The following is a 25,268-nucleotide window of genomic DNA, read 5'->3' on the forward strand; positions in this document are numbered from 1 at the left end:
ACCATCCCGATGATGCGCCCGGGCCTGCGGTATTCCGCCCGCACCCATGTCGGCCGCGTCCGCAAGGTGAACGAGGATTCCATCCTCGCCCTGCCGGATCAGCGGATCTGGGTGGTGGCCGATGGCATGGGCGGGCACGAGGCGGGCGATTTCGCCAGCCAGACGATCACCGAGACCGTCGCCATGATCCCGACCGATCTGGAACCGGGCGAGCTGATGCGGGAACTCCGCACCGCGATCATGCGTGCCAACACCGTGATCCACGAGGCTGCGACCACCCGGTTCCATGGCACCGTGGGCTCGACCGTCGTGGCGCTGATCCTGACCGACACGCATTTCGCAACGCTCTGGGCCGGTGACAGCCGGGCCTACCTGCTGCGCGACGGCACGATCCAGATGCTGACCACCGACCATTCGGTCGTGGGAGAGTTCGTGGCGGCAGGGCAGATGACCTGGGACGAGGCCGAACATCACCCGCAGTCGAACGCGATCACCCGCGCGGTCGGCGTCGACGCCGCGCTTGATCTCGACAAGGTGCGCGGCGAGGTGCAGCCGGGCGACCGCTTCCTGATCTGCTCGGACGGCCTGACCAAATACGCAGGCTTCGCCACCCTTGAACGCATGCTGACCAATGCGCCCATCGAGACGGTCGTGGACCGCCTGATGAACCACGCCCTGTCTTCGGGCGGTGGCGACAACGTGTCGGTGATCGTGGTCGACGTTCCCTGAAAGCTCAGGCCCCGAACGCCCCCGCGCCGCGCGTCAGGGCGCGGCAGGGGCGCTGCGCGCCGACTCGGTCGTCAGGATGCGCGAATCCACCGAGAACAGCGACACCGGCCCGTCCTCCTGCGCCGCAAGCGCCGAGGCAAAGCTCGCCACCGATTCCGACATCGGCCGCAGCACCTCGAACACCTGCCGGGGCGCGTGCAGCACCACGATCTTGGATTTGCCCATGATGCTGTCATCCACCAGAAAGGCCATGCGCGGCGTGCCCTGCGCCTCGTCCAGCGAATAGGCCACCCGCACCGTCACCTCGCCAGCCTGCCCGTTCCGCAGGCTGGCCACGTCATTCTCGGGCCGGTTCAGGTTTGGCAGCAGGTGAAACACCGTGCCGGTCACATCCACGATGGCGACCCACAGGTTGCCATCCGTCACATCGGCCGGGATCACCACGTCGATCACCGGATTCTCGCCCACATAATAGCGCGCGGCGGGGTTGGGGTCGGGCCGGTCGCCGAAGCCGAAGATCACCTTGAACCCGCGCGACGGCGCGCGCGGCAGCGCCGCCTCGATGCTGCACAGCGTCGGGTTCAGGATCTCCACGTCGATCAGGGCGGTCCGCTCGCCGATCGCCGCCGTCAGCGCGTCGAACAGCTTCAGCCGCCCGGCCTCGGTCGCCATCCGTCCGGTCACCACGATCCGGGCCCCTTCGCCCCAGCCGGTCGGCGGTGGCGGATCATGGGCCAGCGGCCCGCAGTCCTGATGCGCGGCCACGATCGGCGCCACCACATCGTCGGTCAGAAAGGTCGGCCGCACGCCGATGTCGGGTTCGATCACGATGGGCCCCGGGGTGGCGGCCAGCGCGGCGATCACGGCATCCCGCGCCGCCCGGTTCAGCGCCGTCCCCGATACCCGCGCGCTGTTGTCCGTCACCGCGACCTGCCACTCGGGCAGGGGTTCGACCGCCGCCGCAATCGCCAGCACGCCAACGCCCCAGCCCTCGGAAATCGCGCCCTGCGCCAGTGACACCTCCGCGGTCCCGCCCGTCGCCGCGGCACGCTCGGTCAGGGCGGCCTGCGTGGCCTCGTCCGGCGCGTGGCCGCTGATCCGCAGCGGCGCGTCGGCCGCCTTGTCCATCGTCAGCACATAGGGGCTGGCCACCGGCAGGGCAGGGGTCATGAACCGGTCGAGCGTCCCGGTCCACCAGGCCGCACCGCCACCCCCCGCAACAGCCAACAGCAGCAGCACCAGAACCATGCCGGCACGCGACTTGCGCGGCGGCGGCTCCGCAGGCGGCACCACAGTGGCCATCTTCACGGGCGGCGTGGTCGGTCCGTGCGCCGACAGGTTGCGCGGCGGCTGCCAGGTGGGGTCGATGCGGCGCAGCACATCCGCCATGGTCTGCGGTCGCGCGGCCGGGTCGGGCTGGGTCAGCGCCGCGATCAGCCCGCGCAGCGGCTCGGGCACCCCGGTCACGTCCGGCGCCTTGGTCTTGATGTTCAGCATCTCGACCGGGTTCGACCCCAGGTCGGGTGTCCGCCCCCGGAACGCGGCCAGCAGCGTGGCGCCCAGGGCGTAGATGTCGGACCGCTGGTCGGTCCGCCCGTGCAACTGCTCGGGCGCGGCATAGGCATATTTTCCGGCGAACTCGTTCCCGACAATCGTCTCGGCGCCCGGCGTGTCGTCCTTGGCGATGCCGAAATCGATGATCACCGCCTCGGCCGGGTCGCCACCCCGCAGGATGATGTTGTCGGGCGACAGGTCGCGGTGCACCACCCGTGCGGCATGGGCCACCACAAGGCCCTCGGCGACGCGCGCCGCGATGACCATCAGGTCATCGGCGGGCACCGGCCCCTTCGCCATCAGCCGGTCCAGCGTCGGCCCCTCGACATAGTCCATCACCAGATAGACATGACCCTCGGGGGTGCGGTGGTTTTCCGAATAGCGCACCACGGCGGAATGGCGGATGTCACGGATCGCCTCTTCCCGCGTCATCAGCCGCAGATAGGCCTCGTCCTTCGCCAGTTCTGCCTTCAGCACCTTGATCGCGACCAGCCGCCCCGAAATCTCGGACCGCGCCCGATACACCTCGGACGTGCCACCACGGCCCAGCACCGTCTCGATGCGGTAGGTGTTGTTCAGAACGTCGCCCGGGCGGAAGATGTCGGCGGCGATGGATGGCTGCATTCTCGGCGTCCGGGCGTCTGGGTCTGCGGATCAGCTCAGCGCCTGGAACTCGACCCGGCGGTTTTCCTCGCCACGCGGATCGTCCGGATTCGACAGATACCGCTTGCCGACGCCCACGGCCTGCAGCCGCTCGCCGTCGATCCCGCAATCCGACACCAGATGACGCTTCACCTCCTCGGCGCGCAGCAGCGACAGCTTGTCGTTGTAGGTATCCGTCCCTGCCGCGTCGGTATGGCCGACGATGCGGAACATGGCCACATCGACCGCCTTCATCGCAAGGCAAAGCTGGCTCAGCTTCGTCGCCTCGCTTTCGCGCAGCACCGCGCTGTCGAAGTCAAAGGCGATGCGGATGTTCACCTGGTCCTCCGCGTCAAGCTCGGCATAGGCCACCGGCACCAGCACCTCCGCATCCGACGCGGCGGAAACCACCGTGCCGCCCTGCGCGGGCGCGGTGACGGCCGCCACCGAGGTGGCGACGCCGGTCGTCACGCCGACGCCGGCCGACGCCGAAACGCCGGTTCCGGGCGCGAGCTTCAACCCGCGCGACTTCTGCCGCTGGAACAGCGCCTGCAGTTCGGCGGCCGTGGCATTCGTGGCATCGGCGGACTGCGCGGCCGCAGGGGCGGCAAGACCCGCGGCGACGGCAAGGGCGATCATGGAAAAACGCAAGGACAGCATGGTTTGGGCCTCTCGGCTGGGCGTAATGCTCAAATCCTATACCAACGTGCAGTGCGACGCTACTGTGATGGGCGGCAGCCTGCCCAACTTGGCGTGAACCGGCCCATCCGCCCGCAGAATCACGATGCTTTCGGTTCCCTTGGCGTTTCTGCGGCGATATAGTCGCGCCATGGCCCGCAACCCGACGAAGTCCGCACCGCCCCCGAACTGGATCGTCCCCGCCGTGATCGTGGCGGTGGCGCTCGTGTTCGTGCCGATCGTGTGGAAGGTCACGGGTTACGTCCTGTTCACGACCACCGGCACCGACGGGTCCACCGCGCCTGCCGTCGACAGCGGCGCCCGGATCGAGATCGAGAACCTGCGCCAGGTGATCGAGACGCTGCAACAGCGCATCGGTCTTGTCGAACAGGAACTGTCGCGCCTGCAGAACATGCCGCGCGAGGCGGCCCCCGCCACGGACCCCTCGGACCCGAACTTCATCCCCGAACGGCTGGGCGACAACCAGATCCTCGACAGCTACGCCCAGGTGGTCAGTCTCGCAGGGCGCCGCACCATCAACGAAGGCATCTCGGTATCCTCGCCCTCCTTCCTGCTCGAAACCTTCGGCCCCCCGCGCGAGGTGCTGTCCGACGATTGCGAGCCGATGACGAACCCCAAGCTGAAGGCCATGCTGGTCACCACCGATGTCGGGCCGATCCGCGTGTCGATGCTGCAGCCGGCGGTCGATTCCCTGACCAACGTGTTCGAAAAGATCAAGGCCACCGACATCGACCTCTACAACCGCATCTCGACCGCCGGCGCGCTTTGCGTGCGGCGCATCCGGGGATCGCAAAGCTCGGTCTCGACCCATGCCTTCGGCCTGGCCGTCGATCTGAACATCGACGGCGTGCTCGACACGCTGGGCGACGGCCGGACACAGCTCGGCCTGACGATCCTGGCCGATTTCTTCCAGGCCGAAGGCTGGTTCTGGGGCGCCGCCTTCAGCCGCGAGGACAGCATGCACTTCGAGGTCAGCCGCGAAATGATCACCAGGTGGCGGGCCGAGGGCAAGATCTGACCTGCGCGAAAGGCCCCCGATGCGTCGTCTGATCCTCATCCTTCTCCTGCTTCTGCCGCTGCCCGCAGCGGCGACCGAGCGTGTCGCTCTGGTGATCGGGATGGCGGCCTACGAACATATCGACCCGCTCGACAACACGGTGAACGACGCCCGGCTGATCGCCGACACGCTGACCGGCATCGGCTTTGACGTCACGCTGATCGCGGATGCGGGCTATCAGGATTTGCGGCAGGCGATGGACAGCTTTGCCTTCCGGTCGGAAACCGCCGATCTGGCATTGGTCTACTTCGCCGGCCACGGTGTCGAGGTCGGGGGCGAGAATTTCCTGATCCCGGTCGATGCCAACGTGCAGTCCACCCCCGACGTCCAGCGCCAGTCCGTCTCGCTCACCGAATTCCTGCAGGTGGTCGACCGCGCCCGCACCATGCGGATCGTCATCCTCGACAGTTGCCGCAACAATCCCTTCGGCGACACGCTCGACTTCACGCTGGCCGATGGCGCGGCGCAGCGTGGCGGGCTGGCCCCGCCCTCGCCCGACCGCGGAACGCTCGTGGCCTTTGCCGCGCGCGACGGACAGGTGGCGCTTGACGGGATGGCGGGCAACAGCCCCTTCGCCATGGCCCTGGCCGACCGGATGAAGGAACCCGGTCTGGAACTCAGCCTGATGTTCCGGCAGGTGCGCGACGCCGTGCTGGCCGCCACCTACAACCAGCAGGAACCGCATACCTATGGGTCGCTGTCGGGGGTGCCGTTCTATCTGGCGGGCGGCGGGGATGTGCCCCAGGGCGACCTGCGCGTCGCCTGGGCCGGAATTCGCCTCGACCAGGAAAGCCAGATGCGCGCCCTGGCCGATCAGGGCGACACCCGCTCGATGCTCGGTCTCGCGATGATGCGGCTGAACCCCGAGGCGGACCGCTTCGACCCCGGCGAGGCGATCGCGCTCCTGACCCGGGCCGCCGAGGCGGGCAGTCCCGAGGCGCAGTTCGAGCTTGCCAAGCTCTATGAACAGGGCATCGGGGTCGATCCCGACCCGTCCCGCGCGCTTGAACTCTATCGTGCGGCCGCCGCGCAGGATTTTCCCGACGCCATCAACGATCTGGGTTTCCTGACCTATCAGGGCGGCCTCGGGCTGGCGCCGGACCCTGCGGAGGCGCTGCGCCTGTTCGGCCGCGCGGCCGATCTGCGCCATCCGCAGGCGCTGTTCAACTTCGCGGCGCTGATCGACGACGGGCTGATCGACGGCAAGGGCCCGCAGCAGGCCGCAGGCTATCTCTATGACGCGCTCCGCTCAGGTGCACAGGACGTGCTTGACCTTCTGGCGGAAAAGCCGAACATGTTTTCCGTGGCCACACGTCGTGCTCTCCAGGAACGGCTGTCGCAAGCCGGGTTCTATTCCGGCGCCATTGACGGCAGCTTCGGTCCCGGCACGCAAAAGGCCATAAGGTTGGCCTTCGGATTGAAGGCCTGAACATTTAAGTCAGGACGTTTCACATGCCCAACCCATCCAATCTCCGTCGCCGCCTGCCGTTGTCGCTGGTTTCCGCTGCCGCGTTGCTGGGTTTGCCCGCAATGGCCTGGGCGGCCCCTCCCTCCGCGAATCCGTTCCTTCCGCCCGTCCCCGAGATGTCCTGCACCGGCCCCGACTGCGCGGCGGGCGAGGGGTATTTCGGCGATGCGCCCGCCCACATGTCCGTGATCGTCGAGGCGGATCAGGGCGAATGCTCCGAATGCGAGCCCGAGTATCCCGAGTACGAGTATGAAGAGGAATCGCCGGAAAACCCGGCCGATGACCCCGACGGCGCCTCCCTCTCCGATGTCGCGGACATGATCGAGGCCGCCGCCGACCACTGCGGCACCTATTCGATCCACTGGCGGATCGACTGCCTCAGCAGCGAACTGCAGGCTGCGGCGAACCGGCTGCCTTCGGGCGGTGACAACGATGTGATCCGGGCCGAACTCCAGCGTGCCGCGGCGCAACTGGCGCAGATTGCCAATGCCAACGCCAACCCGGCGCAATCGCCCGTCCGCCGCCGGACCGAGGTTGATGGCAGAACCCGCACCACCGCGCGGCCGATCCGTTCGGTGGCCGCCGCTCGCCTGCCTGCGGCAACCTCCGCCGCGACCGCGGTGCTCGACAACCTGTCCACCACGCTCCTGCGGTCGGCGCCCTCTGCCGCCACCCGCCGCGTCGCGTTCGAGCGGGCCGCGCAGGCCGTCGATTCGTCCAAGGTTCTCCTGCGCTCGGTCTGATGCCGCTTGCGCCGGCCCCGCCCTGCGGGACCGGCGCAGTGCCTGCGATCAGGCCGCGCCGCGCTTCGGCAGGCGCCAGCCCGGCCGGATGCGGTGGCAGGTATAGCCGTGCGGAATGCGCTCCAGATAGTCCTGGTGCTCGGGTTCCGCCTCCCAGAAATCGCCCGCGGCCTTGACCTCGGTCACCACCCGCCCGGGCCAAAGGCCCGACGCATCGACATCGGCGATGGTCTCCATCGCGATGCGGTGCTGGTCTTCGGTCAGATAGTAGATCCCCGACCGGTAGCTGGGCCCGATGTCGTTGCCCTGCCGGTTCGGCGTGCTGGGATCGTGGATCTGGAAAAAGAACTCCAGCAACTCGCGATAGCTGATGCGCGCCGGATCAAAGACGATCTCGATCCCCTCGGCATGCGTGCCGTGGTTGCGGTAGGTCGCGTTCGGCACATCCCCGCCGGTATAGCCGACGCGCGTCGTCGCCACCCCGGGAAGCTTGCGGATCAGATCCTGCATCCCCCAGAAGCAGCCACCTGCCAGGATCGCCCGTTCCAGTTCGGCCATGTCACCCTCCATGCGATAGGCGGAATGTGGGGCAGGCGGGGGCGGATTTCAAATGCCTTGCCCGCCCCGGGGCGTCCGGGCAGGCAAAAAATGAACAATCGGTTAATCCGCGAAGGCAACCCGTTGATATTGCTGCGGGCGCGCGGGCGTCCCATCGTGGGACGCCCGCCGCACCGGGTCAGGCGAACGCGCGGTCCCCGGCGGCATCGCGGATGCGCGTGGGCAGGCCCATCTCGCCCAGAAGGGTCAGGAACGGCCGTGGGTCCAGCTCCTCCACGTTCGCCATCCGCCCGACATCCCAGTCGCCCCGCGCGATCAGCACCGCCGCCGTCACCGGCGGCACCCCGGCGGTATAGCTGATGCCCTGCGACCCGACCTCCTCATAGGCCTCCCGGTGGTCGGCGACATTGTAGATGAACACCTCGGCCGGCTTGCCGTCGCGGGTGCCCCTGACCAGATCGCCGATGCAGGTCTTGCCGGTATAGTCGGGCGCCAGGCTGGCCGGATCGGGCAGCACCGCCTTGACCACCTTCAGCGGAATCACCTCCTGCCCCTCGGCGGTCGTCACCGGACGCTCCGACAGCAGGCCCAGGTTCTTCAGCACGGTAAAGACGTTGATGTAGTGATCCCCGAACCCCATCCAGAACCGCACGTCGGCCCCCGGATAGCGTGCCGACAGCGAATGCACCTCGTCATGCCCCGTCAGATAGGCCTTCTGGCGGCCGACCACCGGCAGGTCCCATTCCCGGCCGACCTCGAACATCCGGTTCTCCTGCCACATGCCGCCCTGCCAGCTGTAGACGGTGCCGGTGAACTCGCGAAAGTTGATCTCGGGGTCGAAGTTGGTGGCAAAGTACCGGCCGTGCGACCCCGCGTTGATGTCCACGATGTCGATGCTCTCGATCGTGTCCAGATGCTCGTCCTCGGCCAGCCGGGCAAAGGCATTGACCACGCCGGGGTCGAACCCAACCCCCAGGATCGCCGTCACCCCCGCCGCCGCACAGCGGTCGCGCCGCTGCCATTCGTAGTTTCCGTACCAGGGCGGCGTCTCGCAGATCTTCGCCGGATCCTCGTGGATCGCGGTGTCCATATAGGCCGCGCCGGTCTCGATGCAGGCCTCCAGCACCGTCATGTTCACAAAGGCGCTGCCCACGTTGATCACGATTCCCGCGCCGGTCTGGCGGATCATGGCGGCCACCGCCGCGCTGTCCATCGCATCCAGCGCATGCGCCTCGAACACGCCGGGCGCGCGCATCGCACCCTTCTCCATCACCGACGCCACGATCGCCCGGGCCTTGGCGACCGTCCGGCTGGCGATGTGCAGGTCGCCAAGCTCATGGTTCCACTGCGCGCACTTGTGCGCCACCACCTGCGCCACACCCCCGGCGCCCACGATCAGGACGTTGCGTTTCATCCGCACCTCCATTGGTCAGGGAAAGGGTGGGAGCCCGGCCTCAGCCCAGGTTCCCGACGAAATCGGCATAGCCGAACTCACGCGCGACAGTCATCGAACCGTCCATCTCGCGGATCACGATGCCCGGCATCTTCACCCCGTTGAACCAGTTCTTCTTGACCATCGTGTATCCCGCGGCATCCGCGATCGACAGGCGGTCGCCCACGTTCAGCGGCGCCGGAAACCGGAACTCGCCAAAGATGTCGCCGGCAAGGCAGGATTTTCCGCAGACCATGTAGGGATGTTCGCCCTCGGTCTCGATCCGGGCGCTCTGCCGGTAGATCAGCAGGTCCAGCATATGCGCCTCGACCGACGAATCGACCACGGCCAGGTCCTTGCCGTTGTTCATCACGTCCAGGACCGTCACCTCCAGGCTTGCCGCCCCGGTGATCGCCGCCTCGCCCGGCTCCAGATAGACCTGCACGCCGAACCGCTCGGCAAAGGCCCGCAGCCGCGCGGCCAGGCGGTCGACGGGATAGCCCTCGCCGGTGAAATGGATGCCGCCGCCCAGGCTGACCCAGGACAGACGTTCCAGGAACCGGCCGAACTCGGTCTCGATCCGCGTCAGCTGTGCGTCGAACAGGTCGAAATCGGCGTTCTCGCAGTTGTAGTGGATCATCACGCCCGAGATGCGGTCGCCAAGCGCCATCAGCTTGCCAAGGTCCCATTCGCCCAGGCGGCTGAACGGCCGCGCCGGATCGGCCAGGTCGAAACCGCTGGTCGAGAACCTGGGGTTCAGCCGCAAGCCCCGCGCGATCCCGGCGGTCTGGTTGTCGAACCGGTCAAGCTGGCCGACCGAGTTGAAGATGATCTTGTCGGCATGGCCAACCGCCTCGCCGATCTCGTGGTCGGCCCATGCCACCGAATAGGCGTGGGTCTCGCCCCCGAAACGCTCGCGTCCCAGCCGCAGCTCGTACAGCGACGAACTGGTCGTGCCGTCCATATGCGCGCGCATCTGGTCGAACACCGGCCATGTGGCGAAGCACTTCAGCGCGAGCAGGCACCTGGCACCCGATCCCGCGCGCAGCCTGTCCATGACATCCATGTTGCGCGCCAGTTTCGCGCGGTCGATCAGGTAGAAGGGCGTCTGTATCACGGGCGTCCCCCCGAAAGCGGCCAGAACGGAAAGGGGGCGATATACGGTCCCGGCCCCCCGGGTGCAAGGGTTCTGGTCCCTGCGGGTAACGTCGGCATGACAGCCGCCGGTCCGCGATCCGCCTCCATGACGATCCGGTGATCGATCCTGACGCGGGCCGCCATGCGGGCTATCCTTCAGCCGTCAGAAACAGGAGCCTTGCGATGCCCCGTTCGCTCACCCGCCGCGCCACACTCGCCCTGGCCCTTGCGCTGCCGTCGGCCGCGCTTGCCCATCACGGATGGAACTGGGCCGTTGCGGAACCCGAGACGATGGAAGCGGTGATCGAAACCGTGACCCTGGCGCCGCCGCATCCCGGCCTTACCGTCCGCGCCGCCGATGGCACCGTCTGGGAAATCGACTTCACCAACCCGCGCGGGGTCGAGCGTGCCGGGTTCCGCGAAGGCTCGGCCAGCCCCGGCGATGCGGTCACGATCTTCGGCAACCGGTCGCGCGATGCCAACGAGCGGCTGATGAAGGCCGTCAAGATCACCGTGCGCGGGCAGGACTACATCTTCTATCCCAACCGGATGCCTGCCACGAACTGACCCCGTGGCGCATGCCCCCTCGCGCGGCGGCGCGGTTCGGGCCATGCTGGGCAGACAATCAACCGGCGGGGGCGCGCCCATGCAGGGCAAGGAGTTCTACGCGAACGGCCAGCGGGTCTGGCAGCAGCAGGGCGATACGCTGACCTATTTCTTCCGTTCCGGCATCGTGAAGGCACAGGGCCGCTGGGACGCAGGAGTGATGCAGGGGGAATGGCGATTCTACCGCGAGAACGGCGACCTCTGGCAGATCGGCAACTTCCGCGACGGGCAGAAGCACGGCACATGGGTGCGCCATGACCGGTCGGGCGGCATCGAGTACAGCGAAACCTTCGCCGATGGCCGCCGCCAGCGTTGACCCGACGGCGCCTCGCGGGCAGGGCCGATGACCATCGCCACGATCTATCCCTTCCTGAACGCCGCCCATATCCTGGGGCTCGCCCTGCTGCTGGGCGCGGCCCTGCCAATGGACCTGCGGCTGATCGGGGCGTTCCGCAGCGTGCCGCTTCCCGTGATCGTGCCGTTCCTGTCGCGCGTCGCGGGGACGGGCCTCGGGCTGGCGGTGGTCACGGGCATCTGCCTGTTCCTGGTCAACCCGTCCGACTATCTGGCCAACGCGGCCTTCCGGCTCAAGGCCGTCCTGATCGCGGCGGCGGTGGTTCTGGTGGTGGTCCAGCACCGCAGCCCGGCCTTTCGCGCGGCCCTTGCCGGGCATCCACCGGCCGTTGCCGTCCGAATCACGGCGGCGGCCTCGGCGGTCCTCTGGGTGGCGACGCTGACGGCCGGACGCTGGATCGGTTTTCTCTGATCCGCTGCCGGTTGACGCCGCGAGCGTCCCGACAGTGTCGGGACGGATGCCATACGCGGAACCGACGGATACGGGACGGATGCCATACGCGGAAACTCCCGTCATCCCAGTCGGTTAGGCCGCGCTACAGCATCTTGACCACCTCCTTCGGCACCGCCAGCACATAGCCGCGCCGGGCGATCGTCTTGACCAGAAGTTCCGTCACCAGCTGGTTCCCCAGGGCATCCCGCAACCGCTTGACCCGCGTCGCCCCCGCCGCCTCGTCGCAATCCGCCGCGTTCCGGCCCGAGATCACCGCCTCGATCTGCGCCCCGGTCATCACATCGTCGTCCAGCCGCGCCTCGGCCAGAACCGACAGCGTTTCCAGCGCCGCCTCGGTCAGCTGGAACTCCATGTCGTTGATGTAGACGGCCCTCGCCTCGCGGCTGATCAGGAAGCTGGCCACCTGTATCCCTGCCCGCTGGATGGCGGACACCCGGCGGTTCAGCGCGATGATGGTGACCAGAAACACCAGGGCCGCCAGCAGCAGCGCCGTCGAGAACACCAGCAACACGAAGATGATCATGCGATAGCTGGCCAGCACCTCGGAAAACGCCGTGCCCGATTGCGCCAGTATTTCCAGCAGCTTGATCTCGGCCCCGGCGCGCAGGTCGTCGTTCTCGACAAAGATGCGCTCGACCTTGGCATTGAACGCATTGGCATCGGGCAGGTTCATGAACAGCAGCACCGCGGCGCCCAGCAGGACGGCCACGATCCCCGCAATCCCCCAGGCAACAACCTTGTTGCCCGCCTTCAGCATGTCAGTAGCGGAGGAAGTGCTCTCCTGCACTGGCTTTCCTTTCGTTCAACCCCTCGGGTCCGAAGACCGACATGACGTTCAGCAGGGTCCACCCGGCAGACCGCAGCCGTTGCGCGGCGACCTGCTGTGCGGCCCCTGGCGAACAGGCGCTGTCGGGCACCTCGATTACGCCATAGTGCAGGCGCAGGGGGTTGTCCTGCTTGGCCTTGTAGTCGGCATAGCAGGCGGCCCCTGCGGGCGACGCAAGCACGATGGCAAGCGCGGCGGCAAGGGGCGAAAGACGGATGGGCACGGGGGCGCCTCCTGAATGAGCGGGCAGCCGCCAATCTGCGCCGGGGCACGCCGATATTCAATATCGCGGCACCCGGGGTGGGCCGCTAGGCGATAGCACGGGGGCGATATTGCGTGGCCGCGCCGCAAGGCCGCACCGTGATGGCATCGAAGGCAACCGCCTGCCACCACAGGGAAAGGACCACGCCATGCATGTCGCAACCCCCCGTATCGCCTCTCAAAAGGCCCGCCGCCGCTTCATCGCGACACTGGCCGCCGCCGCCACCGCGCTCGGCATGATGACGGCCGCTGCCGCCCCGGCCCGTGCCGCGCCCGATGCGGGCGACTACGCCAAGGCGCTTGCCGCCATCGCCGCGATCGCGATCATCGCCAATGCCGCCAAGGACAATCGCCGCCCCGAACCGGCCCCGGTCCCCGTCGGCAACGGCTGGGGCCACGGCGGCCATTGGGGCAAGCCCGGCCACGGTCATGGCCATGGCCATGGCTGGACGCCGCCCCGCGTCCGGCCGCTGCCCGCCGCCTGCGCCATCACCTTCCCCGGGCATCGCGGCCCGCAGACGGTCTATGCCGAATCCTGCCTGCGCCGGTCGGGCTTTGATGCGCCCCTGCCGCGCGGCTGTCGGCAGGAGGTGCGGATGCAGGGCCGCAGCGTCACCGTCTATCCGGCCGCCTGCCTGACCAGCGCAGGCTTTGCCGCAACCCCGGGGCGCGGCCTGCCGCCGCATCGCGGCCCGGAATACCGGCACAACGGTTCGGATCGCTAGACGCCTGTCGGGCGCCGGCATCCGACGGGGCGGGGGGACGGGCAGCCCCCGCCCCTTTGCCTTGTCCTGCCATCCGCGCTAGGCAGGCCCATGGCCACCCGCCCTGTCCCCGACTTCACCCGCGAGACCGCCGCGATGACCGGCGGCGCCGGTTTCGTCGTCGGGGTGGACGAGGCCGGTCGCGGCCCGCTGGCCGGGCCGGTCGTGGCGGCGGCGGTGCGGCTCGATCCTGCGCGCATCCCGCAGGGCCTTGCCGATTCCAAGGTTCTGACCGCCGGGGCGCGCGACCGGCTGTATCAACAGCTGCTGACGCTGGCCGAGGTATCCACCGGCCAGGCCTCGGTGGAGGAGATCGACGATCTGAACATCCTGCGCGCCAGCCATCTGGCGATGGTCCGCGCGGTTCGGGGCCTGCCCCGCGCCGATCACGCGATCATCGACGGAAACCTGGTTCCGGCCGGTCTGCCCTGCCCGGCGCAGGCCGTGGTCAAGGGCGATGCGCATTGCCTGTCGGTCGCGGCGGCCTCGATCGTGGCAAAGGTGTTGCGTGATCGCATCATGGTGGCCTTGTCGCAACAGCATCCGGGCTACGGCTGGGATCGGAACGCCGGATACCCCACCGCCGAGCATCTGGCCGCGCTTCAAAATCTTGGGCCGACCCCCGCGCATAGGCGATCTTTCGCGCCGGTGCACAAGACCTTGTATCAAGGAAAATGTATAAGCCTCTGATTCAATAAAGAATTTGACGGCGAATCGGGTTTGACTCATCCTCTGGTTCAACAAGCGGCGGACCACCGCCCGGGGACAGAGGCAGAGAATGGCGACCACCATCAAGACAGAGGCAGCCGCGCTGCCGCTGAACCGGATCCTTGCGGGCGATTGCATCGAGATGATGCAGGGTCTGCCTGCGGGCAGCATCGACCTGATCTTTGCCGATCCCCCCTACAACCTGCAACTGAAGGGCGAGCTTCACCGCCCCGACAACAGCCGCGTCGATGCCGTCGATGACCACTGGGACCAGTTCGCCAGCTTCGCCGCCTATGACCGGTTCACGCGCGACTGGCTGGCGGCGGCGCGGCGGCTGCTGAAGCCCAACGGCGCGATCTGGGTGATCGGCAGCTATCACAACATCTTCCGCGTCGGCACCGCGATGCAGGACGCGGGCTTCTGGCTGCTGAACGACGTGATCTGGCGCAAGTCGAACCCGATGCCGAACTTCCGGGGCAAGCGGCTGACCAATGCCCATGAGACGCTGATCTGGGCCAGCCGGGCCGAGGGGGCGAAGTACACCTTCAACTACGAGGCGGTGAAGGCCCTGAATGACGGCGTGCAGATGCGGTCGGACTGGGTGATCCCGCTCTGTACCGGGCACGAGCGGCTGAAGGACGAGGCGGGCGACAAGGCCCATCCGACGCAGAAGCCCGAGGCGCTGCTGCACCGGATTCTCGTGTCCACCACCAATCCGGGCGATGTGGTGCTCGACCCGTTCTTCGGCACCGGCACCACGGGCGCGGTGGCCAAGGCGCTTGGCCGCAGCTTCATCGGCATCGAGCGCGAGGAGAGCTATCGCCGCCTTGCCGAAGACCGGCTGTCCCGCGTGCGGCCCTATGATGCCTCGGGCATCGAGGTGACGGGATCGAAGCGCGCCGAACCCCGCGTGCCCTTCGGCCAGGTGGTCGAACGCGGCATGCTGCGCCCCGGTGAGGTGCTGGAAGGTCCGCGCGGCCAGACGGCCCGGGTGCGTGCCGATGGCACACTGGCCGGGTCCGACATCACCGGTTCCATCCATCAGGTCGGCGCCCATGTGGAAAAGGCGCCGTCCTGCAACGGCTGGACCTACTGGCATTTCCGCCGCGACGGCCAGCTGATCCCCATTGATATCCTGCGTCAGCAGATTCGCGCCGAGATGGAGGCCGAGGGCAACCGCCCGAACTGACGCATCACCCCAAGGCACGATGCCTGCGCCGTGGTCCGCCCGCGGTGCAACTGCCCCGCCATGCGCCATTGCATGGCGGGGATTTTCTTGTGTGAATCGGCCATGTGCGTGCTAATCTTCCGGGGCTGTTCATTTTTATCGACATATCGTGCACCGTCCAGGCCGACTGCTTGCTGCGATAGACGCCGCCGAGACGCGCGGCGCCGCGATTGCCACCAGCCTTGCCGCCGAACTCCGGCGTCCGACTGCCCAGCGGGCGCGGTTGGCTTCGCTCCTGACCGACTTCCGCGCCGCCCATGCCGAGGCATCCGCCCTGTTCCTGGTGATGCGAGATGCCATGGGCAGGGCGGCACGGCGCGAACCGGGCTTTCCCGATGCCGCCCGGATCAAGCGGTTCCGCACCCGCATGCGCCTGTGGCCCCTTGTCATCTCGGCGGTCGAGGACTGCGCGGCCGGGCGCGAATGGCCGCTGGTCCCGCTGCATGATCCGCTGGACCCCCGCGGCTATCAGGCCGCGATCGTGTCCGAGGTCTTCACGCTGGCCCATCGCGCCATCAACCCGGCGACCCAGGATGCGGGCTCGGCCGCGCATGGCTGCTATCCCGACATCGCCCTGGATGCCGCGTGGTTCATGTCCAGCGTCCACCTGGCCCTGCGGGTGTTGCACGCGCAGAAGCGCGCGCCCCCCCACGCGTTTCTCGACGTGGGCTGCGGAAGCGGCATGAAGGTGGCGATGGCGGCCGAGGTGTTCCTGCAGGCGGATGGCCTGGAATATGACGCCGGATATGTCGAGGTCGCCACCCGGGCATTCGCCGCCATGCCGTCACCGCGCGCGCAGGCGTTCCAGGCCGACGGGCTGACCTATGACCGCTACGGCGACTATGACGTGATCTATTTCTTCCAGCCGATGTCGAATGCCGATGCGCTGCTGCGGCTGGAGGAACAGATCGTTCAGGGCGCCCGCCCCGGCGCCGTTCTGATCGCGCCCTATCAGGGTTTCGTGCAGCGTGCGCCCGCGCTCGGCTGCGGCCGGATCGCGGATGTGGTCCATGTGAAGGGCCTGTCGCAGGGTGACGCCGCCGCGCTTGCGGCCGAGGCGCGGCGGATGGGTCCGCATATCGTGCATCCCGAGTTGCGTATCCCGGCCACAGCCGGCTGGTTGTCCCAACTATGGGCGGCCTGCGAGGCAAACGGGTTCCGGCCGGGCTATTTCGGCACAGGGTTCGCGCCCTTGTTGTAGGGCATCCAGTCGGTCACGTCGGGATAGTAGCGACGGCGCCATTCGCGCACCCTGGGGTTCATGACCCGCCGCCACAGCGGCGGCACCATCGCCGCCATGGTCATCAGCGGATAGCCGAAGGGCAACTGCGGCGCTTCGTCGGGGCCGTAGGTCTGCAGCAGCGGAAAGCGGCGATCGGGCTTGTAGTGGTGGTCGGAATGGCGCTGCAGGTTGATCAGCAGCCAGTTCGAGGCGCGATGCGACGCGTTCCACGAATGGCGGGGCAGCACATGTTCGTATTTCCCCTCGCCCAGATGGCGCCGCGTCAGGCCGTAGTGCTCGATGTAGTTCACCAGTTCCAGCTGCCACACCGCGACAAGCGCCTGGAACAGGAACAGCCCCAGGCCCTGCCAACCGCCCAGCCAGGCTGCCAGCCACAGCATGCCCAGCTGCAACGCCGCATAGCGCCAGAACGGGTTCGACCGGTGCCAGACCGGCAACCCCCGCCGCGCCAGCATGGCCTTTTCCGCCTTCCAGGCAGAGGCCGGGCATTCCCGCAGGACACGGGGGAAGAACCGGTGGAAACCTTCGTTGTAGCGCGCCGTCACCGGGTCGCGCGGGGTGCCCACATGCAGGTGGTGGACGCGCAGATGCTCGCTGCGGAAATGCGAATACAGGACTGTCGCCAGCAGCAGATCGCCCAGCCACCGCTCCAGGCGCGACTTCTGGTGCATCAGTTCATGGGAATAGTTGATCCCCACGGTGCCCGAGATCACACCCACACCGAAGAACAGCCCGATCCTCTCGGCCAGCCCCAGGTGCCCGGCGCGCGTCGCGAACCAGATCAGGCCGAAGATGAGCATGAACTGGATCGGAAACCAGACCAGCGTGATCATCCGGTACCAGTCCAGGTCCTCCTCGGGCGTCGCGAGATCGGCGTTGTCCTCGTTCAGGCCGGTAAAGGCATCCAGCACCATGAACAGGCCCCAGGTGTAGAGAGGCAGCAGAAGGATCGTCCAACCCCCGACCCCGGCACCGATCAGGGCCAGAGGAATGGTGCCAAGCGACAGCCAGAAGGGCAGCGCGCTCGACAGGCGGGCGACGGTTTCGGCAGGAATGGTGGTCATGATGCGGATCCTCTGGCGCCCAGTGTGCCGCAGGCCGCCCGGGCACTCAACGCGGCACGATGGCCGCTGACGCCACGTCGAACACCTTGCGCATGACAGTGGGCAGATCGCCCGGCCCAAAGGCCCCGTGCGGCATGAATTCACCGCGCAGCGCCTGCGCGTCGGGCGGCACCACGGCCACATGCACGGTCAGGTACAGGTCGAAATGGGTAAATGTATGGCGCACCTCGACCGGCGCGGCCTTCCATTCGGCCTGCGCCGGTGCCGTGCCGCCTTCGCCGTCGCGGATGTCCCAGGCGCTGCCGGGAAACCCCAGCATCCCGCCCAGCAGTCCCCGTGGTGGCCGGCGTTCCAGCAGCCAGGCCCCGTCGGCCCGGCGCGCGGCCCAGACGGTGCCATGCCGGACGGGTTTCGCGGGCTTCGGTGTCTTGCGCGGCAGGTCGGCGGCGATGCCTGCCGCGCGCGCCGCGCACCAGGTCGAAAGCGGGCAGATCGCGCAGGCAGGCCTGCGCGGCGTGCAGATCGTGGCGCCGATGTCCATCATCGCCTGCGCATGATCGCCTGGTCGCAGCGCGGGCGTCAGCGCGGCGGCAAGGCGCGTCAGTTCCGCCTTGGCGCGGGGCAGGGGCGTCTCGACCGCATGCAGCCGGGCGATCACCCGTTCGACATTCCCATCCACCACCGTTGCCGGGCGGTCGAAGGCGATGGCGGCAATCGCGGCGGCCGTGTAGGGCCCGATGCCGGGCAGGCCGCGCAGGCCCGCGACCGTATCGGGAAAGCGCCCGCCGTGGTCGCGCGCGACCGTCCGGGCGCATGCCAGCAGGTTGCGCGCCCGGGCGTAGTATCCAAGCCCCGCCCATTCCGCCATGACCGCCACATCCTCGGCGGCCGCCAGATCGGCCACGGTCGGCCAGCGGTCGGTGAAGCGGCGGAAATAGTCGCGCACGGCGGCCACCGTGGTCTGCTGCAGCATCACCTCGGACAGCCAGACGCGATAGGGATCGGGCCGCAGCCCCGCCAGACGGTCCGCCGGCCCGACACGCCAGGGCATCGGGCGCGCGTGCCGGTCATACCATGCCAGCAGCGCCTGTCCCGGGCCATCGCCTGCGTCACGCACTCTTGTGCCCCCGTGTCGTTGGTCGCCTCTGGCCCTGCGGCCCGCTGCGGTTAAGATACGCGCGAAACCGGGGATGACCAGATGACGCGCAAGCCCGCCCCACCCCCTTCGCCCGAGCGCCGACAGCGCGGGTTCGAGCCGGCCTCCGGCCTGATCGCCACGCGCCTTCGGACGGCGGGCGAGGCGCGTGGCTTTGCCGTGACGCGTCTGCTGACACATTGGGCCGAGATCGTGGGCGACGACCTGTCTGCCGTCACGCGGCCCGTCCGGATGGGCTATGGGCGCGAGGGTCTTGGGGCGACGCTGACCGTTCTGGTGCAGGGCGCCATGGCGCCCGTGGTCGAGATGCAGAAGGCCCGCATCCGTGACCGCGTGAACGCCTGCTACGGCTACAACGCGGTGGCGCGGATCACCCTGACACAGACATCCGGCGCGGGCTTTGCCGAGGGGCAGGCAGCCTTTGCCCCGGCCCCGAAAGCCCCGGTGCCGCCGTCGCCCGACCCGGCCATCGCCACGCGCGCCGCTGCCACGGCCGATGGTGTGCGCGATGACGGTTTGCGCACGGCGCTTGAAACACTGGCCCGGAACGTTCTATCCCGGCCCCGAAAGTAGAAGGATCACTCCATGATGCGCAAATTCGGCCTTGCCGCCCTCGCGCTTGCCCTGGTCGCGGGCGCCGGTCTCTGGGCCAGCCAGCAGCGCGGCGCCACGCCCGGCCAGACGATGCTGCCGGGTCTGGCCGCCGAGGCGCAGACCGCGACCGCCGACCTGCCCGAGGTGCCCGAGATGGCCATGGGCAACCCGGACGCCAAGGTGAAGCTGGTGGAATACGCCAGCTATACCTGCCCGCATTGCGCCACCTTCCACGCCAATGTGCTGACGCCGCTCAAGCGTGACTACATCGACACCGGAAAGGTGCATTTCACCCTGCGCGAGGTGTATTTCGACCGCTACGGCCTGTGGGCCGCGATGGTGGCGCGCTGCGGCGGGGCAGACCGGTACTTCGGCATCTCCGACCTGCTGTTCACCGGCCAGTCCGACTGGGCCGGGTCGAGCGATCCGGCCACCGTGGTGCAGAACCTGCGCCGGATCGGGCGCAAGGCCGGCATGGACGATGCGACGCTGGATGCCTGCCTGAACGACGGCAACATGGCACAGGCCATGGTCGCGGCATTCGAGACGAACGCGCGTGCCGATGACGTGCAGGGGACGCCCACGCTGATCATCAACGGCCAGAAGCATTCGAACATGAGCTATGGCGAGCTGCGCGCGATCATCGACGCGGAACTGGCCAAGTAGCCATGACACAGGCGCCGCTGGCCGGGCTCCGTGTCGTCGAACTTGCCCGCATCCTGGCCGGGCCGTGGGCGGGGCAGATTCTGGCGGATCTGGGCGCCGATGTGATCAAGGTCGAGGCCCCTGAAGGCGACGACACCCGCCGCTGGGGCCCGCCCTTCATCGAACGCGACGGTGACCGGTCGGCGGCGTACTTCCATGCCACGAATCGCGGCAAGCGGTCGGTGACCGCGGATTTCGGCACGGCCGAGGGGCAGGCGCTCGTCCGCCGCCTGGTGGCCGGGGCGGATGTGGTGATCGAGAACTTCAAGGTCGGCGGGCTGGCGAAGTTCGGGCTCGACTGGGAAAGCCTGCGGCAGGTGAACCCCGGCCTGATCTACTGCTCGATCACCGGTTTCGGGCAGACCGGCCCCTATGCGGCCCGGGCGGGATACGACTTCATCATCCAGGGCATGGCCGGGTTGATGAGCGTGACAGGCCCGGTCGACGGGCAGCCGCAGAAGGTGGGCGTGGCCGTCACCGATATCTTTACCGGCGTCTATTCCGCCGTGGCCATTCTTGCCGCACTGCATCAGCGCGGCAGGACCGCGCAGGGCCAGCACATCGACATGGCGCTGATGGACGTGGCGACGGGCATCATGGCCAACCAGGCGATGAACTATCTGGCGACCGGCACGGCGCCGGCCAAGATGGGCAATGCGCATCCCAACCTTGCGCCCTATGCGGTGTTCGACTGCGCCGATGGCTGGATCATCATCGCCACCGGAAACGATGGCCAGTGGCGCCGCCTGTGCGATCTGCTGGGGCTTGGCGCGCTTGGCACCGACCCCGATTTCGCGACCAATGCGCAGCGCGTGGCCCACCGCGCCGCCATGACCGAAACGCTGACCCGCGCGACGCGGCAGTTCACCAAGGCCGATCTTCTGGCCGCCTGCGAGGCGAACGGCGTGCCCGCCGGCCCGATCAACGACCTGGCCGAGGTCTTTGCAGACCCGCAGGTGATCGCCCGCGCGATGCGCATCGCACCCGGGGGGGTTCCGGGCGTGCGCAGCCCGATGACGTTCTCGGCTGCGGGGCTGTCGCTCGACCGGCCCGCGCCGAAACTGGGCGAACACCAGTCCGAGATCGCAGGCGGGGCATGATTGACGCCGCGCTGCAGCCGTTGCTGGGCCGGTTCATGGCGGGCCCGGCACGTGCCCTGGCCGCGCGGGGCGTGCAGGCGGATCAGGTGACGCTGGCGGCCTTTGGCCTTGGTGTGCTGGCCGTGCCCGCGCTTGCCGCCGGATGGTATCTGGCGGCACTCGCCCTGATCCTGCTGAACCGTCTGGGAGACGGCGTCGACGGCGCGCTTGCCCGTGCCACGCAGCCCACCGACCGGGGCGCGTTCCTCGACATCTCGCTCGACTTCCTGTTCTACGCCCTTGTGCCTGTCGGCTTTGCCCTGGCCGACCCCGCCGCCAATGCGCTGCCGGCCGCCGTGCTGATTGCGGCCTTCGTGGGCACGGGATCCTCCTTTCTTGCCTTCGCGGTCATCGCCGAACGCCGGGGCATCAAGGCGGGCGACTACCCGCGAAAGGGCATCCACTATCTGGGCGGCCTGACCGAAGGGACCGAGACGATCGGGGTCTTTGTGCTGATGTGCCTTTGGCCGGCAGCCTTTCCGGTGCTGGCCCTGGGTTTTGCCGCGCTCTGCGCGATCACCACGGCAACCCGGTGGCATGCCGGGTGGCGGATGTTCCGGTGATCGGGGCGGAAACGCCGCGCCCGCTTGAAACCATCCACCGTCCCGTGCGTATAACCGTTGTCCCGCACCCGGAGGTTCCATGCGCGCGTCCCTGCTTGCCCTTGCCCTAGCAACCCTTGCCACACCCGCCGCCGCCGACTGGCAGGCGACGCTGGACGCCGCAAGGGGCCAGACCGTCTACTGGAATGCCTGGGGCGGGGACGCGCGCACAAATGCCTTCATCGCCTGGGTCGGGCAGGAGACCGAGCGGCGCCATGGCGTCCGCGTCGAGCATGTGAAGCTGACCGACACGGCCGAGGCGGTAAACCGCGTGATCGCGGAAAAGGCGGCGGGCCGGACATCGGGCGGCACGGTCGACCTGATCTGGATCAACGGCCCGAATTTCCTGACGATGAAGCAGGCGGGGCTGCTGCATGGCCCCTTCGTGGCAGACCTGCCCAATGCGCAGTATCTCGACCTGTCGGCCGGATCGGCGGCCACCACCGACTTCACCGTGCCGACCGATGGCCTTGAAAGCCCGTGGCGGCTGGCGAAGTTCGTCTTCGTGCATGACAGCGCCCGGGTGCCCGAGCCACCGCTGCAACTGGCCGCATTTCCCGACTGGGCGGCGGCCAACCCGGGCCGCATGACGCACCCTGCGGTGTCGAACTTCATGGGGGCGACCTTCCTGAAGCAGGCCCTGGTCGAGCTTTCGCCCGATCCGGCCGCGCTGCAGTCGGCCCCCACGGACGCCACCTTCGCCTCGCAGACGGCTGCCCTGTGGGACTGGTACGACCGCCTGCGCCCGAACCTGTGGCGGCAGGGCACGACCTTTCCCGAGAACGAGAGCATCCAGTTCCAGTTGATGAACGACGGCGAGGTGGATATCGCCATGGCCTTCGATCCGGCCGCGCCCGCCGCGCTGATCGAGCAGGGGCTGCTGCCCGACAGCGCGCGGGTGTTCGTGCCCGAGGCGGGCAGCATCGGCAACATCAGCTTTGTGGCCATCCCCTTCAACGCCGCGCATCGCGAGGGCGCCGAGGTGGTGGCGAACTTCCTGCTCGATCCCGAAACGCAGGCACGCCAGCAGGATATCACGGTGCTGGGATCGTTCTCGGTGCTCGATCCGGCGCGCCTGCCGGAAACCGCGCAGGCCGCATTTGCGGCGCTTCCCGCCGCCCCCGCCCTGCCGCGGCTGGAGGATCTGGGCCGCACCCTGCCCGAACCGCATCCGGGCTGGATGACCCGCATCGCCGAAGAATGGGCGCGGCGCTACGTCAAATGACCGGCGGAAGGGCACTGCGCGGCGGTGTCCTTCTGGCCGTGGGTGCGTGCCTGGTGGTGCCGATCCTTGCGGGCCTCGTGACCACGGGGCGCGCGGCCTTTGGCGTGCTGCCCGCCATCGGCGCCGTTGATGCGGGCCTCGACCCCTGGCGTGCCCTGATCGCCCAGCCGGGTTTCGCCTCGTCGCTGCGGCTGACGCTGGTGACCGGATTCGCGGCGACCGCGCTGTCGGTGCTCCTTGCCGCGGCGGCGGTCGCGGTGCTGCACCGCCGGGTGCGCGCGGAATGGCTGGCGCCATTTCTTGCGGTGCCCCATGCGGCGCTTGCGATCGGTCTTGCCTTTCTTCTGGCGCCGTCGGGCTGGATCGCACGGGGCCTTGCGCCGCTGCTCGGCTGGTCGGTTCCGCCGGACGTGGCCACCGTGAACGATCCGTCAGGGGTGGCGCTGATCCTTGGCCTGATGGCCAAGGAGGTGCCCTTCCTGATCCTGATGCTGCTGGCCGCCCTGTCGCAGATCCCCGCGCGGACCCATATCGCCGCGGCACGCGCGCTTGGCTATGGCCCCGGCGTCGTCTGGGTCAGCGTGATCCTGCCGCAGCTCTGGCCGCTGCTCCGGCTGCCGGTGCGGGTGGTTCTGGCCTTCTCGCTGTCCGTCGTGGATGTCGCGCTGATCCTCGGGCCGCTGAACCCGCCGACGCTGGCCGTGGCGGTTACCCGCTGGTTCGCCGCGCCCGATGCCGCGCTGCTGTTGCCCGCCTCGGCCGGGGCGATCCTGCAGGCGGCTGTGGTGGCAGGCGGCATCGCGATCCTGTGGGGGATCGAGCAGGCGGCGGCCGCGGCCGGCAGGCTTTGGCTGCGCCGTGGCGGCCGGGGCCGCACGGGCGAACCCATGGTTGCCCTGCTCGCCGCCATGGCCGCGGTGCTTGCGGCGCTGTCGGTGGCCGCGCTGATCGTCCTGGCCGTCTGGTCGCTGGCGTTCCGCTGGCCCTGGCCCGCCATGCTGCCGCAGGGCTGGACGCTGCGCTTCTGGATGACGCCGGGCGACTGGTGGTCGGCGGCCGGACAGACCCTTGCGATCGGAGGCACCGCCACCATTGCCGCGCTGATCCTCGCCATCGCCTGGCTGGAGGGAGAAGACCGCGGCGGCCATCCCCGCGCCCGCTGGGGCGAGGCGCTGATCTACCTGCCCCTGATGCTGCCGCAGGTCGCCTTCCTGTTCGGACTGAATGTCGAGCTGTTGCGCCTTGGCATAAGCCCGGGATTCTGGGCCGTCGTCTGGGGGCATGTGCTGTTCGTGTTTCCCTATGTCATGATCGCGCTGTCCGATCCCTGGCGGCGGCTCGATCCCGGCCATCTGCGCAGTGCCGCGGCGCTCGGGGCGGGGCCGATGCGTCGGCTTGTCGCGATCAAGCTGCCGCTTCTCTTGCGCCCGATCCTGATCGCGGCGGCGGTCGGGTTCTCGGTGTCGGTCGCGCTCTACCTGCCCACGCTGTTCCTGGGCGGCGGGCGCATCGCCACCCTGACGACCGAGGCGGTCACCCTGTCTTCGGGGGCCGACCGGCGGGTGCTGGGCGTCCTTGCGACGCTTCAGGCGGTGTTGCCGGTGCTGGCCTTTGCCACCGCGGGGCTGGTGCCGCGACTCCTGCATCGCAACCGCCTCGGCATGACCGGGGGGATCGTGGCATGACCCTTCGGCTCGACGGCGTGGCGGTGCGGCACCGGGGCGCGGCGGCCCCGCTGTTTCCCCCGGTCACGCTGGACATTCCGCCGGGGCAGGTCGCCACGCTGATGGGGCCGTCGGGCATCGGCAAATCGACGCTGCTCGACGCGGTGGGCGGGCATCTCGGCCCCGGGTTCCGCGCCGAGGGGCACGTGCTCGTCGATGGCCGCGATGTCACCGCACTGGCACCCGAGGCGCGCCGCATCGGTTTGCTGTTCCAGGATGCGCTTCTGTTTCCACACCTGTCGGTCGGCGACAACCTCAGCTTCGGGCTGACCCCGCATGTGCGGGGTCGCGCGGCGCGGCGCGCGGCGGTCGATGGGGCGCTGAGCCGCGCCGGCCTTGCAGGGTTCCACGACCGCGATCCCGCCACGCTGTCGGGTGGCCAGCGGGCCCGGGCCGCGCTGATGCGCGCCCTGCTGGCCGAACCCCGGGCGCTGCTGCTGGACGAACCCTTTTCGCGGCTGGACGCGGGCCTGCGTGCCGAGATCCGCAGCTTTGTCTTCGATCACCTGCGCGAACAGGGCATCCCCGCCCTGATGGTCACCCATGACGCGGGCGATGCCACGGCGGCCGGGGGGCCGGTGATCGCCCTCTGACCG

General features: G+C 68.6%; 27 protein-coding genes. 18 read left to right on the top strand and 9 right to left on the bottom strand.

Features of this window, described 5'->3' with window-relative positions:
- Nucleotides 1-9: 9 nt before the first annotated feature.
- Nucleotides 10-729: a serine/threonine-protein phosphatase gene (locus KF887_04535; protein ID QYK43434.1), complete on the top strand. Its 720-nt coding sequence runs from the start codon at nt 10-12 to the stop codon at nt 727-729.
- 33 nt (nt 730-762) lie between these two features.
- Here the strand turns inward: KF887_04535 and KF887_04540 are convergent, their stop codons facing one another.
- Both KF887_04540 and KF887_04545 read right to left on the bottom strand, forming a co-directional pair.
- Complete coding sequence (locus tag KF887_04540) at nt 763-2,907, bottom strand: serine/threonine protein kinase (GenBank protein QYK42397.1); 2,145 nt, start codon at nt 2,905-2,907, stop codon at nt 763-765.
- A 30-nt stretch (nt 2,908-2,937) separates the two neighbouring features.
- On the bottom strand, nt 2,938-3,585 hold the full coding sequence (locus KF887_04545) for an OmpA family protein (protein ID QYK42398.1): 648 nt from the start codon (nt 3,583-3,585) through the stop codon (nt 2,938-2,940).
- Nucleotides 3,586-3,754: 169 nt separating this feature from the next.
- On the opposite strand from KF887_04545, the gene KF887_04550 reads away from it, so the two are divergent.
- From KF887_04550 to KF887_04560, 3 genes are read left to right on the top strand one after another with little or no spacing between them, the layout of a single operon-like run.
- Nucleotides 3,755-4,642 (top strand): M15 family metallopeptidase, encoded by an 888-nt coding sequence (locus tag KF887_04550; protein ID QYK42399.1) that lies wholly within the window; start codon nt 3,755-3,757, stop codon nt 4,640-4,642.
- 19 nt (nt 4,643-4,661) lie between these two features.
- Nucleotides 4,662-6,110, top strand: coding sequence for a caspase family protein (locus tag KF887_04555; protein QYK42400.1), 1,449 nt, complete (start codon nt 4,662-4,664; stop codon nt 6,108-6,110).
- A 23-nt stretch (nt 6,111-6,133) separates the two neighbouring features.
- Nucleotides 6,134-6,892, top strand: coding sequence for a hypothetical protein (locus tag KF887_04560; GenBank protein ID QYK42401.1), 759 nt, complete (start codon nt 6,134-6,136; stop codon nt 6,890-6,892).
- A gap of 48 nt (nt 6,893-6,940) precedes the next feature.
- Here KF887_04560 and msrA read toward each other — a convergent pair whose 3' ends face one another.
- From msrA to KF887_04575, 3 genes are all read right to left on the bottom strand, one after another.
- Nucleotides 6,941-7,450, bottom strand: coding sequence for a peptide-methionine (S)-S-oxide reductase MsrA (gene msrA, locus KF887_04565; GenBank protein QYK42402.1), 510 nt, complete (start codon nt 7,448-7,450; stop codon nt 6,941-6,943).
- A gap of 178 nt (nt 7,451-7,628) precedes the next feature.
- On the bottom strand, nt 7,629-8,864 hold the full coding sequence (locus tag KF887_04570) for a saccharopine dehydrogenase family protein (protein QYK42403.1): 1,236 nt from the start codon (nt 8,862-8,864) through the stop codon (nt 7,629-7,631).
- 40 nt (nt 8,865-8,904) lie between these two features.
- The gene (locus tag KF887_04575) at nt 8,905-9,999 is read right to left on the bottom strand and encodes a carboxynorspermidine decarboxylase (protein ID QYK42404.1); all 1,095 of its coding nucleotides are present in this window, start codon (nt 9,997-9,999) and stop codon (nt 8,905-8,907) included.
- A gap of 203 nt (nt 10,000-10,202) precedes the next feature.
- On the opposite strand from KF887_04575, the gene KF887_04580 reads away from it, so the two are divergent.
- The 3 genes from KF887_04580 to KF887_04590 all read left to right on the top strand — a co-directional run bounded on the left by KF887_04580 (nt 10,203) and on the right by KF887_04590 (nt 11,391).
- Nucleotides 10,203-10,586 (top strand): hypothetical protein, encoded by a 384-nt coding sequence (locus tag KF887_04580; protein QYK42405.1) that lies wholly within the window; start codon nt 10,203-10,205, stop codon nt 10,584-10,586.
- A 79-nt stretch (nt 10,587-10,665) separates the two neighbouring features.
- The gene (locus tag KF887_04585) at nt 10,666-10,941 is read left to right on the top strand and encodes a hypothetical protein (GenBank protein QYK42406.1); all 276 of its coding nucleotides are present in this window, start codon (nt 10,666-10,668) and stop codon (nt 10,939-10,941) included.
- 27 nt (nt 10,942-10,968) lie between these two features.
- Nucleotides 10,969-11,391 carry a DUF2214 domain-containing protein gene (locus KF887_04590; GenBank protein ID QYK42407.1) on the top strand — a complete coding sequence of 141 codons (423 nt, stop codon included), beginning with the start codon at nt 10,969-10,971 and terminating at the stop codon, nt 11,389-11,391.
- A gap of 124 nt (nt 11,392-11,515) precedes the next feature.
- Here KF887_04590 and KF887_04595 read toward each other — a convergent pair whose 3' ends face one another.
- Together KF887_04595 and KF887_04600 are read right to left on the bottom strand one after the other, a co-directional pair.
- A complete protein-coding gene (locus tag KF887_04595; GenBank protein ID QYK42408.1) occupies nt 11,516-12,220 on the bottom strand; it encodes a response regulator transcription factor in 705 nt (234 codons plus the stop codon).
- Nucleotides 12,192-12,476 (bottom strand): hypothetical protein, encoded by a 285-nt coding sequence (locus tag KF887_04600; GenBank protein QYK43435.1) that lies wholly within the window; start codon nt 12,474-12,476, stop codon nt 12,192-12,194. Before KF887_04600 ends, KF887_04595 begins: the two co-directional genes overlap by 29 nt.
- A gap of 193 nt (nt 12,477-12,669) precedes the next feature.
- On the opposite strand from KF887_04600, the gene KF887_04605 reads away from it, so the two are divergent.
- The 4 genes from KF887_04605 (at nt 12,670) to KF887_04620 (ending at nt 16,421) form a co-directional block, all read left to right on the top strand.
- Nucleotides 12,670-13,245: a hypothetical protein gene (locus tag KF887_04605; GenBank protein QYK42409.1), complete on the top strand. Its 576-nt coding sequence runs from the start codon at nt 12,670-12,672 to the stop codon at nt 13,243-13,245.
- A gap of 90 nt (nt 13,246-13,335) precedes the next feature.
- Complete coding sequence (locus tag KF887_04610; GenBank protein ID QYK42410.1) at nt 13,336-13,974, top strand: ribonuclease HII; 639 nt, start codon at nt 13,336-13,338, stop codon at nt 13,972-13,974.
- 88 nt (nt 13,975-14,062) lie between these two features.
- Nucleotides 14,063-15,181: a site-specific DNA-methyltransferase gene (locus KF887_04615; protein QYK42411.1), complete on the top strand. Its 1,119-nt coding sequence runs from the start codon at nt 14,063-14,065 to the stop codon at nt 15,179-15,181.
- 148 nt (nt 15,182-15,329) lie between these two features.
- Complete coding sequence (locus KF887_04620) at nt 15,330-16,421, top strand: hypothetical protein (protein QYK42412.1); 1,092 nt, start codon at nt 15,330-15,332, stop codon at nt 16,419-16,421.
- On the opposite strand, the gene KF887_04625 is transcribed toward KF887_04620, so the two are convergent.
- Together KF887_04625 and KF887_04630 are read right to left on the bottom strand one after the other, a co-directional pair.
- Complete coding sequence (locus KF887_04625) at nt 16,388-17,527, bottom strand: alkane 1-monooxygenase (protein QYK42413.1); 1,140 nt, start codon at nt 17,525-17,527, stop codon at nt 16,388-16,390. The genes KF887_04620 and KF887_04625 overlap by 34 nt on opposite strands.
- Nucleotides 17,528-17,573: 46 nt before the next feature.
- Nucleotides 17,574-18,578 (bottom strand): A/G-specific adenine glycosylase, encoded by a 1,005-nt coding sequence (locus KF887_04630; protein QYK43436.1) that lies wholly within the window; start codon nt 18,576-18,578, stop codon nt 17,574-17,576.
- A 147-nt stretch (nt 18,579-18,725) separates the two neighbouring features.
- On the opposite strand from KF887_04630, the gene KF887_04635 reads away from it, so the two are divergent.
- The 7 genes from KF887_04635 to KF887_04665 all read left to right on the top strand — a co-directional run bounded on the left by KF887_04635 (nt 18,726) and on the right by KF887_04665 (nt 25,265).
- Nucleotides 18,726-19,256 (top strand): DUF721 domain-containing protein, encoded by a 531-nt coding sequence (locus KF887_04635; protein ID QYK42414.1) that lies wholly within the window; start codon nt 18,726-18,728, stop codon nt 19,254-19,256.
- Between the two features lie 12 nt (nt 19,257-19,268).
- Nucleotides 19,269-19,943: a DsbA family protein gene (locus KF887_04640; GenBank protein QYK42415.1), complete on the top strand. Its 675-nt coding sequence runs from the start codon at nt 19,269-19,271 to the stop codon at nt 19,941-19,943.
- Nucleotides 19,944-19,945: 2 nt separating this feature from the next.
- Nucleotides 19,946-21,082, top strand: coding sequence for a CoA transferase (locus KF887_04645; GenBank protein ID QYK42416.1), 1,137 nt, complete (start codon nt 19,946-19,948; stop codon nt 21,080-21,082).
- Nucleotides 21,079-21,684: a CDP-alcohol phosphatidyltransferase family protein gene (locus tag KF887_04650; GenBank protein ID QYK42417.1), complete on the top strand. Its 606-nt coding sequence runs from the start codon at nt 21,079-21,081 to the stop codon at nt 21,682-21,684. The genes KF887_04645 and KF887_04650 overlap by 4 nt, the downstream gene beginning before the upstream one ends.
- 79 nt (nt 21,685-21,763) lie before the next feature.
- Entirely contained in the window at nt 21,764-22,948 is a 1,185-nt protein-coding gene (locus KF887_04655; GenBank protein ID QYK42418.1) for an ABC transporter substrate-binding protein, read from the top strand.
- A complete protein-coding gene (locus KF887_04660) occupies nt 22,945-24,633 on the top strand; it encodes an ABC transporter permease subunit (GenBank protein QYK42419.1) in 1,689 nt (562 codons plus the stop codon). The genes KF887_04655 and KF887_04660 overlap by 4 nt, the downstream gene beginning before the upstream one ends.
- Nucleotides 24,630-25,265: an ATP-binding cassette domain-containing protein gene (locus tag KF887_04665; protein ID QYK42420.1), complete on the top strand. Its 636-nt coding sequence runs from the start codon at nt 24,630-24,632 to the stop codon at nt 25,263-25,265. The genes KF887_04660 and KF887_04665 overlap by 4 nt, the downstream gene beginning before the upstream one ends.
- The last annotated feature ends 3 nt before the right edge of the window (nt 25,266-25,268 follow it).

This window comes from Paracoccaceae bacterium, assembly GCA_019454225.1.
GTDB lineage: Bacteria > Pseudomonadota > Alphaproteobacteria > Rhodobacterales > Rhodobacteraceae.